Source organism: Kineococcus mangrovi (assembly GCF_041320705.1).
Classification (GTDB): domain Bacteria; phylum Actinomycetota; class Actinomycetes; order Actinomycetales; family Kineococcaceae; genus Kineococcus; species Kineococcus mangrovi.
Genome location: NZ_JBGGTQ010000004.1, coordinates 111,617 through 123,892, shown reverse-complemented (window position 1 = coordinate 123,892; position 12,276 = coordinate 111,617). Strand labels below are relative to the sequence as shown.

Genomic DNA, 12,276 nt, shown 5'->3' with positions numbered 1-12,276 from the left:
GGTCACCCCGTGCCCACCCCCACCGACCGCGGGGAGGGAGCGCGCAGGAGGTTCAGCGGCAGCCGCAGCCCGCGAGCGCCGTGGCGAACCGGTCCTGGGCCCGGCGCGCGGACACCGACCCGCCCGGGACGACGCTGTCGGACATCACGGCGAAGGCGAGCAGTCGCCCGTCGGTGTCGCGCAGGAGACCGGCGAGGCTGCTGACGCCGGTGAGGGTGCCGGTCTTGGCGCGCACGACCCCGGCGGCGGCGGTCGTGCCGGGCTGGTCGTAGCGGTCCAGGAGCGTCCCGCTGACGCCGGCCACCGGCAGCCCGGCCGCGACCGGTCCCAGCTCGGGGTGCTCGCCGGAGGCGACGAGGCTCAGGACGTCCGTGAGCGTGCGGGCGGGGATGCGGGTGTCCCGGCCCAGGCCGCTGGCGCCCTGCAGCTGCACGCCGGTGACGTCGACGCCGAGGTCGGCGACCTGCTCGACGACGGCCGCGGAGGCGTCGTCGAAGGTGCCGGGGCGGCCGGTGGCCAGGGCCACGCGGCGGGCGAGGACCTCGGCGAGGGTGTTGTCGCTGGCGGTCAGCATGAACTCGACCTGCTCGGCGGTCGTGGCCGAGGAGACCGACGCCAGCACCGCGGCCCCGGCGGGGGCCGGCACCCGCACGACGGGCCCGGCCCCGGCGTCGAGGACGGTGATGCCGTCCGCGGCGAGGGCTTGGGCGAAGAGGCGGGCCGCGGCCGCCGCCGGGTCGGGGGCCCGGGGGGCGTACTCCCCGGCCGCCAGGCGGGCCTCGTCGACGGCCAGCGGGGCGATGGGCATGACGAACCCGGCGCCGACGTCGCCGGGACCCCAGCCGGGGGACGTCGCCGGGCCCGTGAAGAGGCCGTCGTCGAGGCGGACGGCGACCGTGCTCCGGCCCGCCGCGCGCAGGGAGTCGGCCGTCCGGGCGGCGAGGTCGCCGAGCCCGGCGTGGCCGTCGACGGCGTCGGGGTCCCCCGCTCCGGCGGCCAGCAGGACGTCCCCGCCGGCGACGAGCACGACCTCGTCGGGGGTGCTGCCCGCGACGACGCGCGTCTGGACGCGGGTGGTGTCGCCCAGGGCGCGCAGGGCGGCGACGGCGGTGAGGACCTTCGTCGTGGAGGCGGGGGTGCGGGGGACGGTCTCGGCGGTGGCCAGCAGCGACCGGCCGGTGCGGGCGTCGACGACGCTGGCGGACACCGAGGCGCCGAGGGCCGGGTCGGTCAGGAGCGGGCCGACCGCGCGGGCCAGGGCGGCCGGGTCCGGGACGGGGGCGCCGGCGTCCAGGGTGGGCAGGACGGGGGCCGGGGTCTGCGGCGGCGGCTGCGCCCCGGGGGCGGTGGGCAGGGGGGCCGCGGTGGGGGCGGGGGTCGTCGTCAGCGGACCGGGGACCGCGCCGGTCACGTCGAGACCGGCGTACCCGGTGGCGAGGACCACGACGGCGGCCCCGCCGGCCAGGACCGTCCGGACCCCGCGCACGCCGCTCCCCCGTCAGTCCCGACCCTCGAACCCGCCCCTGAACCCGTCACGGGCGGTCACGGGCGGCGCATCGCGCGTCGCACCCGGTTCGTTCCGCGGGCCGTCTCTGCGCGACACTAGCGCGGTCCGCCGGCCGGGAGCCCTCCGGCCGGCCGTGAACCACACCGTGACGGACGGGGTCGGACGACCCCGGTCGAGAGGAGCCACGTGAGCACCCCAGTCGAGTTCGACGCGACCATCGAGATCCCCAAGGGTCAGCGCAACAAGTACGAGGTCGACCACGAGTCGGGCCGGATCCGGCTGGACCGCATGCTCTTCACCTCGACGCGGTACCCGCACGACTACGGTTTCATCGAGGGCACGCTGGGCGAGGACGGGGACCCGCTGGACGTCCTCGTCATCCTCGAGGAGCCCACGTTCCCCGGCTGCCTCATCACCTGCCGGGCCATCGGCCTCTTCCACATGCGCGACGAGGCCGGCGGCGACGACAAGATCCTCGCGGTGCCGGCGGGCGACCCCCGCTGGGACGGCACCCAGGACCTCGGCGACATCAGCGAGTTCGACCGCCTGGAGATCCAGCACTTCTTCGAGACCTACAAGGACCTCGAACCCGGCAAGAGCGTCGAGGGCGCGAACTGGGCCGGTCGCGAGGAGGCGGAGAAGGAGATCCAGGCGAGCATCGAGCGCGCCAGGGGCACGTCCTACGAGCTGGGCGCCTCCGGGCACTGACGCCCGCCCCGGGGGGTGGGGACGTCGACCCTGCCGGCTCGCAGGTCGGGCGCGAGGTGTCGACGACCCCACCCCCGGCACCGGCGACGGCGCCGGGCGCGGGGTCAGGAGGGGCGCGTGCCCAGGGGCAGGAGCCCCGAGCGGTAGATCGAACTGGTCCGCACGTTCGCGCCCGTGTGCGGCGCCTCCACCATCGTCCCCGGCGCGATGACCATGCCGACGTGGTGGATGGTCGAGGGGTCGGACGTGTCGGTCGCGTAGAAGACGAGGTCGCCGGGTCGCAGGTCGGCGAGGTCGACCTTGGCCTGGCCGGAGTACTGCATCCGCGAGGAGTGCGGCAGCGAGACGCCGGCGGCGGCCCACGCGTGCATCGTCAGGCCGGAGCAGTCGAAGGAGTCGGGGCCGTCGGCGGCCCACAGGTACGGCTTGCCGAGCTCGGCGAGCGCCTGGTCCACCGCGGTGCCCGCCCCGGCCGTCGGCGCGGCGGCGCGCCGGACGGACGCGGCGCCGGAGCTGCGGGCCGCCGAGCGCGCGGCCGCCTGCGCCGCGGCCTGGGCGGCGGCGGCCGCGGCGGCCTGGCGCTCGGCCTCCAGACCGGCCTGCCGCTGCTGCTCGAGCTGCACGGACGTCTGCTGCAGGGTCGCGAGCTGGGCGATGAGCGCGTCGGTCCGCTGCTGGGTGGCGGCCACGACGGTGGTCGCGGCGTCCGCGGCCCGCTGGGCGGTGGCCCGGGCCGCGGCGGCCTGCGTCGTCGCGTCCTGCTGGGCCGTCCTCGCGGCGGCGGCCTGCGCGGCGGTGGACTGCGCGAGCGCCTTGGCGTCGGCGGCCTCCCGCTGGACGTCGGCGCGCCCGCCGGCGAGGTGCTCGAGCGTGGCCCGGCCGTTGACGTAGTCCTCGATGTCGCCGCTCGTCGCGACGGTGGCCAGGGGCGACCAGCCGTCGGAGACGCCGCGGTACTGCTCGGAGGCGACGCGGCCCAGCGCGGCGCGGGCCTGCTCGTAGGCGGCGGCGGCGCGGTCGGCGGCGGCCTGCGCGGCGTTCGCCTCGGCGGTCCGCTGCTGCAGGAGGGCGCGGGCCTCGTCGTAGTCCTCGGCGGCGACGGACAACGTCGTCTGCGCCGCGTCGAGCGCGTCCTGCTGGGCGGTCAGCTGGGCCTGCAGGGAGGCGACCTGGGCGGCCTGGGCGTCGGCTGCGGCCCGGGCCGCGTCGACGTCGCCCTGGCTGGGGTAGACGGGGTCGGCGGCCGCGGCGCCCGGCAGCCCGCCGATCGCGGCGACCGGGAGGGCGGCGGCGAACGCCAGCAGCAGCGTGCGCCGGGTGGTGCGTTCACCCACGATGGTCACCCTTGGTAGTCAGTCCCGTCACGGCGTGAAGAATACGCACCACGCGTCCCGCGGGGGAACACCCGGCACCGGGTCCGTCGCGCGGACGAACGGGTGAGGTGCTCCCCGAGCCCGCCCGGCCGCCGTGCCCGGACCGTTACGATCGACCGTCGTCCGACCGCCGTCGTGACGACGGCGGTCGGCGAGCAGGGGGTAGTGGTGTCCGGACTCATGCAGATCGGCGAGGTCGCCGAGCGGGTCGGGTACAGCTTCCGCACCATCCGGTACTACGACGAGATGGGCCTGGTCTCCCCCTCGCAGCGCACGCCCGGCGGCTTCCGGCTCTACACCGAGATGGACGTCTACCGGCTGCTCGTCCTCAAGCGCATGAAGCCGCTGGACTTCTCCCTCGACGAGATGCGCGAGCTGCTGTCCGTCCTCGACGCCCTCGACGGCCGCGTCGCCTCCGACACGCCCCGCGAGCAGCTGTTCGCCACGCTGGAGGAGTTCCGGCAGGCCGCCGAGGCGCGCGTGGGGAAGCTGCGCGACCGGCTGATGATGGCCGAGGAGTTCGCGCAGCGGCTGCGCGAGGAGGCCGAGGGCCGCCACGACGGCGGGTCCCCCGCGCCCGAGCCGCCGGTCCGCGAGGCGCACCCCACCGCCTGACTCAAGCCGGCCCCCTCCGCGGCCGATCACGCGGTGTGGTCAACAAGGTCGGCCGGGTGGTGCCCGTCCTCGTCATGGCCGTGCTCGTCGCCGTCGCCGGGGTGGTGCTGCTGCGTCAGCCCGCGCCGACGACGGCGCGGGGCACGGTGACGAGCGCCGCCCCCGGCGAGGTCTGCCTGACCACCTCCGGGCACGACGTCTGCCTGGACCGCGAGCACGTCGAGCACCTGGCCCTGGCCGGGGTGCGCCCGGGCCGGTGCGTGGACGTGACGTGGACCAGCGACCTCGTCGTCGCCGAGTCCCTCGTCCGCGTCACCCCCTGCTGACCGTCCGGGTCGGCTCGCGGGTCGGCCCGCGGGTCAGCCCGCGTACGGCAGCGCCGCCATCCCCTTCACGCCCGGCACGTACCGGAAGACGCTCCCGGCGGCGGGGTCGTCGTCGTCGGCCAGGCCCTCGCGCGACGTGGTGATGAACAGCTCGGAGTAGTCGTCGCCGCCGAAGGTGCAGGCGGTCACCTGCCGGGCCCCGACCTCGACGACCGCGTCGAGCGTGCCGTCGGGGGCGTAGCGGCGGACGGCGGACCCGCCGAACAGGCCCATCCACACCCCGCCCTCGGCGTCGACGCACAGCCCGTCGGGCCGGTTGAGCCCGCTGTCGTCGTTGACCTGGGCGAAGGGGCGGCGGTTCGCCAGCCCGCCGTCGCGGGAGTAGTCGAAGACGTCGGTGCGGCCCGTGGGGGTGTCGTTGTAGTAGGCGAGGGCGCCGTCCGGGCTCCAGCCCAGGCCGTTGGAGATCGTCACGTGCTCGACGACGACCTCGACGTCGCCGGCGGCGTCGAGGCGGAACACCGCCCCGCGCCCCTCGCCCCTGCCGTCGGCCTGGTCGTAGGCCATGCTCCCGGCGTAGAAGCGGCCGTCGGGGTCGCAGCCGCCCTCGTTCATGCGGATCCGCACGCGCGGGCCCCACAGCTCCGGCAGGCGGGTCAGCTCACCGTCGGCGTCCTCGAGGACGAAACCGCGTTCGACGGCGACGACCGCTCCCCCGCCGACGCGCGGCCGGCTGATCGCCACGACGTCCCCGTAGTGCTTGCGGGAGGTCGACCCGTCGGGGCCGAGGGTGACGATGTCGCCCTCGTATAGGTCGACGAAGCGCAGACCCCCCCAGGTCGGGGACCAGCAGGGCCCCTCCCCGTGTCCGACGAGCCGGTCGGTGATGCGCTCCGCTGCTGCCACGCCCAGAACCCTAGGCCACCGGTGCCGGGAACCCCCGCGCCCCCGGGAGTCGATACGCTCACCGCCTGGGCGGACGGCCGTTCGCGCCGGGGCCGGCCGGAGGGGAGTCGACCCCGGCGGGGCCCGTCACGACGCGGGTCACGACGCGGATCAGAGCGCGGACGTCGGGTGGTAGACCAGCTCGGGCCGGCCGGACCCGCCGTAGCGCGGTTCCCGCCGGACCCGTCCGGCACTGGTCAGGTGCTCCAGGTAGCGACGCGCCGACACCCGGGACAGCCCGGTCCCCGCCGCCACCTCGGCCGCCGAGAGCCCCTCTCCCGCAGGCGCTGCGCGCAACGCCGCGACCACGGCCCGGAGCGTCGGGCCGGCCACCCCGCGCACCGGGCCGGCCGAGGTCCGCAGCTGCGCGAGCGCCTCGTCGATGGCCCGCTGGTCGATGCCGTGCTCGCCCGAGGCGGCCGCGACGTCGGCCCGGAACCGCGCGTAGGCGCGCAGCCGCTCCTCCAGCGCGGCGGCCGTGAACGGCTTCAGCAGGTACTGCACGACCCCCATCGACAGCGCCTGCCGGACGACGGCCGGGTCGCGGGCGGCCGTGACGGCGATGACGTCGGCGGGCACGGCCGCGGCGCGCAGGGCCCGCAGCACCTGCAGGCCGTCGACGTCGGGCAGCGTCATGTCGAGGAGCACGAGGTCGATGGGCGTCCGTTCCCCGGCCGCCCCCACCGCGGCGAGGGCCTCGCGCCCGGAGTTCGCGACGGCCGCCACGGTGAACCCCGGCACCGCGGACACCTTGCCGGCGTGCCCGGCCGCCAGCACCGGGTCGTCCTCGACGACGAGGACGCGGATCACGAGGACACCGGTGCGGGCGCGGGCAGCCGGACGGGCAGTTCCACGACCATCGTCCCGCCGCCGTCGTCGAGCGTCACCGGCTCCTCCACGCGCACCGAGCCGCCGTGGCGCCGGACGACCTGCCCCACCAGGGCCAGCCCGAGGCCGTGCGAGCCGCCGGGGGACAGCCGGTGCTCCTTGCGCGACCAGCCGCGCTCCATCGCCCGTTCCAGCCGGCCCGCGGGCAGCCCCTCGCCGGAGTCGGTGACGCGCACCTCGACGCGACCGGCCGGGGCGGTGATGCGGACGCGGACCCAGCGGGGGCCGGGGGCCGCCATCGCGGCCTCGACGGCGTTGTCGACGAGGTTGGCGACGACGGTGACGAGGTCGCGCGCCGGCAGCAGCCCCTCGGCCAGGGCGGTGTCCGGTTCGACCTCCAGCTCGACGCCGCGTTCGGCCGCCTGGGCGGACTTGCCGATGAGCAGGGCGGCCACGGCCGGGTCCGCCACGTCGGCGACGACCAGGTCGGTGAGCTGCTGCGCCGCCGCCAGTTCCGCCGTCGCGAACTCCACCGCGCGGTCGGCCTGCCCCTGCTCGACGAGCGTCACGACCACGTGCAGCCGGTTCGCCGACTCGTGGGCCTGCGAGCGCAGCGCCTCGGCCAGCCCCCGGACCGCGTCGAGGTCGCGGGTCAGGGCCTGCAGCTCGGTGTGGTCGCGCAGGGTCACGACGGTGCCGACGCGGCGGCCCTCCCAGTGCGCGTCGAGCCGGCTGACCACCAGGACGCGGTCGTCGGTCACCTGCACGTCGTCGACGACGTCCTCCCCGGCCGCCAGCAGCCGGCTCAGCGCCGGGCCGAGCTCCAGCTCGCCGTCCCCGCCCGTCGGCAGGAGGCGACGGGCCTCGTCGTTGGCCACCTGCACCCGCCCGGCCGCGTCCACGACGACCAGCCCCTCGCGCAGCGAGTGCAGGACGGCGTCGTTGACCTCCCACAGCCGGGTCAGGTCGGCCGGTTCCAGGCCGTGCGTGCGGCGGCGCACCCACCGCGACAGGGCCCAGCTGCCCACGAGGGACAGCGACAGCGACAGCGCCAGGGCGAGCACGAGGACGGGCAGCCGGTCCAGCAGGTCCCGGGTCACCGAGCGCGTCGCGACCCCGGCCGCCACCGCGCCCACCACGGTGCCGTCGGGTCCGCGCACCGGCAGCACCGCCCGCACCGACGGCCCCAGCGTGCCCGTGTACGTCTCGACGACCTCCCCGCCGGCCAGCGCGGCGTCGGCGTTGCCGACGAACGTCTGCCCGATGCGGCGGGGGTCGGGGTGGGTCCAGCGGACCTTCTCGCGGTCCATGACGGTGATGAAGTAGACGCCCGTCGCACGGCGGACGGCCTCGACGTGGTCCTGGACGCCCGCCCGGTCGGCGGTGGCCGGATCGGCCAGGCCGCCGCGGACGTCGGGGGACTGCGCGACGGCGGCGGCGACGTCGGTGACCTGGGTCGTGGCGTCGCGACGGGTGTCGGTGCGCAGCTGCCAGCCCAGGGCCGCCGTCGCCCCCACGAGGACGACGCCCACGACGAGCAGCTGCAGCACGAGGACGCGCGAGGCGAGCGTCCAGCGCCGCCGCGAGGGCCGGACCGCGCGGGCGTGAACGAAACGACCGGAAGCACGTCCGGTCCGACCTCCTGTGAGCACCATCACCCCAGTCCTCCCCCGCAACTCCCCACAGTCCCCGCAGTCCCCGCAGTCCCCGGACGTCACCGAGAGGGTCCCATGAGCACAGGCGCTCAGAACTCCGCTTCCGCGCTCCCCACCGCACCGGCCGCCGGCAAGCGCGACCGCACGCACTTCCTGTACATCGCCGTCATCGTCGCGGTCGCCGCCGGCATCGCCGTCGGTCTGCTGGCCCCCGGCCTCGGCAGGGAGCTCAAACCGCTCGGCACCGGGTTCGTCGCCCTGGTGCGGATGATGATCGCGCCGGTCATCTTCTGCACCATCGTCCTCGGCATCGGCTCGGTCCGGCGGGCCGCGCAGGTCGGCCGCGTCGGGGGGACCGCGCTGCTGTACTTCCTCGTGATGAGCGGGTTCGCCCTCGTCGTCGGCCTCGTCGTCGGGAACCTGCTGCCGACGACGGACCTGCAGCTCACCGACTCCCTGCGCGGGCAGGGCGCCTCGCTGGCCGACAAGGCGGAGGAGTCCGGCGGTGCCACCGACTTCCTGCTGGGCATCATCCCGAACTCCCTGTTCTCCTCCCTCACCGACGGGTCGGTGCTCAAGGCGCTGTTCGTCGCGCTCCTCGTCGGTTTCGCGATCCAGGGCCTGGGCACGACCGGCGAGTCGGCGCTGCGGGCGGTCGAGGGCCTGAAGAAGATCGTCTTCAAGGTCCTGGCCATGGTCATGTGGGCGGCCCCGATCGGGGCGTTCGGCGCCATCGCCGCCGTCGTCGGCGAGACCGGGGTCGAGGCGCTGAAGGCGCTCGCGATCGTCATGCTCGGCTTCTACGCCACCTGCGCGGTGTTCGTCTTCGTCGTCCTGGGACTGCTCCTGCGGTTCATCACCGGGATCTCGCTGTTCAAGGTCCTGCGGTACGTGGCCCGCGAGATCCTGCTCATCGTCTCGACCTCCAGCTCCGAGACCGCCCTGCCCCGCCTCATCGCCAAGATGGAGCACGCCGGCGTGGCCAAGCCCACCGTGGGCATCGTCGTCCCGACCGGGTACTCCTTCAACCTCGACGGCACCGCGATCTACCTGACGATGGCCTCGCTGTTCATCGCCAACTCCCTCGGCGACCCGCTGTCGATCGGCGAGCAGGTCTCCCTGCTGCTGTTCATGGTCATCGCCTCCAAGGGCGCGGCCGGGGTCTCCGGCGCCGGGCTGGCCACGCTCGCCGGTGGCCTGGCCGCCCACAAGCCGGCCCTGCTCGACGGCGTGGGTCTCATCGTCGGCATCGACCGGTTCATGTCCGAGGCCCGCGCGGTGACGAACTTCATCGGCAACACCGTCGGCACCCTCGTCATCGCCACCTGGAGCCGCACCCTGGACCGCGAGCAGCTGGACGCGGTCCTGGCGGGGGACCGCCCGTTCGACGAGACGTCGATGGACCCGGCCGAGAACACCCCCGCCGCGGAGCGGGAGGAGGCGCCGGTCGCCGCCCCCTGACCGCGCCGAGGACCCGGACGCCCCGACCCTGGACGAGGGTCGGGGCGTCCGGCCGTCCCAGGGGTGTTCGCGGACGCGACGGGGCGGCGCACCGGACGCGGGCGGCCCCGGTGGTGCCGCCGGGGACCTGCGCCACCGGGGCGGTGCGCCTGGTCTCGACGGGCAGGCTCAGCGGGCGCCGAGCCGGAGCGTCTCGGTGACGAGCGGGGCGATCTGGTCGGCCTCGAGCAGGAACCCGTCGTGGCCCGACGTCGACGTCACGACGCGCAGGCCCCCCACGACGGCGGGGGCCGCCTCGACGATCCGCCGGGAGTCGGCGACGGGGTACAGGCGGTCGGAGTCCACGGCCACGACCACCATCGGCGTCCGGACGGCCGCGAGCGCCGCCTCGGTGCCGCCGCGGCCCAGGCCGACGTCCCACGTGTTCATGGCGTCGGTGAGGGCGACGTAGGAGCCGGCGTCGAAGCGGCGCACGAGCTTGTCGGCGTGGTGGTCGAGGTAGCTCTGGACCGCGTACCGGCCCGGTGCGGCCGGGTCGAGGGGGTCCTCGCCGAACTGCGCGTCCCGGCCGAAGCGGACGTCGAGCTCGGCGGCCGTCCGGTACGACAGGTGCGCCAGCCGCCGGGCCAGACCGAGGCCGGTGTGCGGGCCCTGGCCGTCGGGGGCGTCGTGGTAGTCCCCGCCGCGCCAGCCGGGGTCGGAGACGATCGCGGTGATCTGGGCGCTCTGGCCGCCGATCTGGTCGGCGCTGGAGGCGGCGGCCGAGGCGAGCACGAGCGCGGCACCGACGCGGTCCGGTTGCGCCGCAGCCCACTCCAGCGACCGCATGCCGCCCATCGAACCGCCCAGGACGGCGGCGAACCGGGTGATGCCGAGGGTGTCGGCGAGCCGGGCCTCGGCGGCGACCTGGTCGGCGACGGTGATGCGCGGGAAGGCCGACCCCCAGGGCCGGGACGTCCCGGGCCGCGGCGAGGACGGGCCCGTGCTGCCCTGGCAGCCGCCGACGACGTTGGCCGCGACGACGAACCAGCGGTCGGTGTCGACCGCCCCGCCCGGCCCGACGAGGGCCGACCACCAGCCGGCGGTCGGGTGGCCGGGACCGGCGTCGCCGGTGACGTGGGAGTCGCCGGTCAGGGCGTGCTCGACGAGGACGGCGTTGGAGCCGTCCGCGGCGAGGGTGCCCCACGTCTCGTAGGCCAGCCGCACCTGCGGCAGCACCCCGCCGAGCTGCAGCGGCAGGTCACCGACGTCGGCGAAGCGCCGGTGCCCGGCCGGGTCCCCCTCCCGCCACGCCCCGGTCGCGGCGGGCGCGGCGGGAGCCAGGGCCCGGGCCACCCGCGCCGGCGCGTCCCGCGACAACTGCCCCGGCACGTCCACGGCCAGCTCCTGCGCACCCACGTTGCGACCCACCTCGGCGACGACCACTCGTTCTCGAACCCCCTCGGCGTCCAGTGTCCCCGACCCCGGGGGTCAGGCGGACGCGGACCGGGCGGAGGCGGCGGCCGCGAAGCCTGCGCGCAGGTCGGCCAGCACGTCGTCGACGTGCTCGACGCCGACGGCGAGGCGGACCAGGCCTGGCGTCACCCCGGAGGCGCGCTGCTCCTCCTCCGTGAGCTGGCTGTGCGTCGTGGACGCCGGGTGCACGACGAGGGAGCGCACGTCGCCGATGTTGGCGACGTGGCTGTGCAGGACGAGGGCGTCGACGAAGGCCCGCCCGGCGGCGAGGCCACCGGCGATCTCGAAGGCCAGGACGGCCCCGGACCCCTTGGGCGCGTACTTGCGCGCCTGGGCGTGCCAGGGCGAGGTGGGCAGCGAGGCCCAGTTCACCGACAGGACGTCGTCGCGCGCGGCGAGGAAGCGGGCGACCTCCCCGGCGTTCTCGACGTGCCGCTCCATGCGCAGGGACAGCGTCTCCAGGCCCTGGGCGATGAGGAACGCGTTGAAGGGCGCGACGGCGGGACCGAGGTCGCGCAGCAGCTGCACCCGCATCTTCGTGAGGTAGGCCAGCGGCCCGACGGCGTCGGTGAAGACGACGCCGTGGTAGCTGGGGTCGGCCGTCGTCAGGCCCGGGAACCGGCCGGAGGCGGCCCAGTCGAAGCGGCCGGAGTCGACGATCGCGCCCGCGACGCTCGTGCCGTGGCCGCCGAGGTACTTCGTCGCGGAGTGCACGACGACGTCGGCGCCGTGCTCGAGGGGCCGGACGAGGTAGGGCGTGGCGATGGTGTTGTCGACGACAAGCGGGACGCCGTGCTCGTGCGCGACGCCCGCGACGACCTCGAGGTCGAGGACGTCACCGGCGGGGTTGGAGATCGTCTCGCCGTAGAAGAGCTTGGTCTCGGGGCGGACGGCCGCGGCCCACGAGGCGGGGTCGTCGGGGTCGGCCACGAAGCTCACCGAGATGCCCATCTTGGGCAGCGTGTGGTGCAGGAGGTTGTAGGTGCCGCCGTACAGCCGGGGGCTGGACACGACGTGGTCACCGGCGGAGGCGATGTTGAGGATCGCGAGCGTCTCGGCGGCCTGGCCGGAGGCGACCAGCAGCGCCCCGACGCCGCCCTCGAGCGCGGCGATGCGCTGCTCGACGACGTCCTGCGTCGGGTTCATGATCCGCGTGTAGATGTTGCCCATCTCGGTCAGGCCGAAGAGGGCGGCGGCGTGCTCGGTGTCGCGGAAGGCGTAGCTCGTCGTCTGGTAGATCGGCAGCGCGCGGGCGCCGGTCGTGGGGTCCGGGCTCTGCCCGGCGTGGACCTGGAGGGTCTCGAAGCTCCACGTGGACGGGTCCACGGCGGGGGTCTGGGCAGGGTCGACGGGGGTGTTCTCGGTGCTCACGGGTGGTCCTCCGGCTGGTGGGGTGGGGTCGG

Annotated in this window: 11 protein-coding genes; 4 read left to right on the top strand and 7 right to left on the bottom strand. The window is 75.8% G+C overall.

From position 1 onward, the window contains the following. Nucleotides 1-52: 52 nt before the first annotated feature. The gene (gene dacB, locus AB2L28_RS09430) at nt 53-1,486 is read right to left on the bottom strand and encodes a D-alanyl-D-alanine carboxypeptidase/D-alanyl-D-alanine endopeptidase (RefSeq protein WP_370718503.1); all 1,434 of its coding nucleotides are present in this window, start codon (nt 1,484-1,486) and stop codon (nt 53-55) included. A gap of 207 nt (nt 1,487-1,693) precedes the next feature. On the opposite strand from dacB, the gene AB2L28_RS09425 reads away from it, so the two are divergent. Continuing rightward, entirely contained in the window at nt 1,694-2,215 is a 522-nt protein-coding gene (locus AB2L28_RS09425) for an inorganic diphosphatase (RefSeq protein ID WP_370718502.1), read from the top strand. 104 nt (nt 2,216-2,319) lie between these two features. Here AB2L28_RS09425 and AB2L28_RS09420 read toward each other — a convergent pair whose 3' ends face one another. Next, nucleotides 2,320-3,549, bottom strand: coding sequence for a C40 family peptidase (locus tag AB2L28_RS09420; RefSeq protein WP_370718501.1), 1,230 nt, complete (start codon nt 3,547-3,549; stop codon nt 2,320-2,322). Nucleotides 3,550-3,756: 207 nt separating this feature from the next. Between AB2L28_RS09420 and AB2L28_RS09415 the strand changes: the two genes are divergently transcribed. Beyond that, nucleotides 3,757-4,203 carry a MerR family transcriptional regulator gene (locus tag AB2L28_RS09415; RefSeq protein ID WP_370718500.1) on the top strand — a complete coding sequence of 149 codons (447 nt, stop codon included), beginning with the start codon at nt 3,757-3,759 and terminating at the stop codon, nt 4,201-4,203. A gap of 35 nt (nt 4,204-4,238) precedes the next feature. Beyond that, nucleotides 4,239-4,529 (top strand): hypothetical protein, encoded by a 291-nt coding sequence (locus AB2L28_RS09410; protein WP_370718499.1) that lies wholly within the window; start codon nt 4,239-4,241, stop codon nt 4,527-4,529. 33 nt (nt 4,530-4,562) lie between these two features. Here AB2L28_RS09410 and AB2L28_RS09405 read toward each other — a convergent pair whose 3' ends face one another. From AB2L28_RS09405 to AB2L28_RS09395, 3 genes are all read right to left on the bottom strand, one after another. Next, nucleotides 4,563-5,435, bottom strand: a complete 873-nt coding sequence (locus AB2L28_RS09405; protein WP_370718498.1) for an SMP-30/gluconolactonase/LRE family protein — start codon at nt 5,433-5,435, stop codon at nt 4,563-4,565. A gap of 150 nt (nt 5,436-5,585) precedes the next feature. After that, nucleotides 5,586-6,284, bottom strand: coding sequence for a response regulator (locus AB2L28_RS09400; protein WP_370718497.1), 699 nt, complete (start codon nt 6,282-6,284; stop codon nt 5,586-5,588). Continuing rightward, nucleotides 6,281-7,852, bottom strand: coding sequence for a sensor histidine kinase (locus tag AB2L28_RS09395; protein ID WP_370718496.1), 1,572 nt, complete (start codon nt 7,850-7,852; stop codon nt 6,281-6,283). Before AB2L28_RS09395 ends, AB2L28_RS09400 begins: the two co-directional genes overlap by 4 nt. A 180-nt stretch (nt 7,853-8,032) precedes the next feature. Between AB2L28_RS09395 and AB2L28_RS09390 the strand changes: the two genes are divergently transcribed. Then, nucleotides 8,033-9,418, top strand: a complete 1,386-nt coding sequence (locus AB2L28_RS09390; RefSeq protein WP_370718495.1) for a cation:dicarboxylate symporter family transporter — start codon at nt 8,033-8,035, stop codon at nt 9,416-9,418. 168 nt (nt 9,419-9,586) lie between these two features. Here AB2L28_RS09390 and metX read toward each other — a convergent pair whose 3' ends face one another. Together metX and AB2L28_RS09380 are read right to left on the bottom strand one after the other, a co-directional pair. Further along, nucleotides 9,587-10,753, bottom strand: a complete 1,167-nt coding sequence (gene metX / locus AB2L28_RS09385) for a homoserine O-acetyltransferase MetX (protein ID WP_370718834.1) — start codon at nt 10,751-10,753, stop codon at nt 9,587-9,589. A gap of 135 nt (nt 10,754-10,888) precedes the next feature. Then, entirely contained in the window at nt 10,889-12,244 is a 1,356-nt protein-coding gene (locus AB2L28_RS09380; RefSeq protein WP_370718494.1) for a bifunctional o-acetylhomoserine/o-acetylserine sulfhydrylase, read from the bottom strand. Nucleotides 12,245-12,276 lie beyond the last annotated feature (32 nt).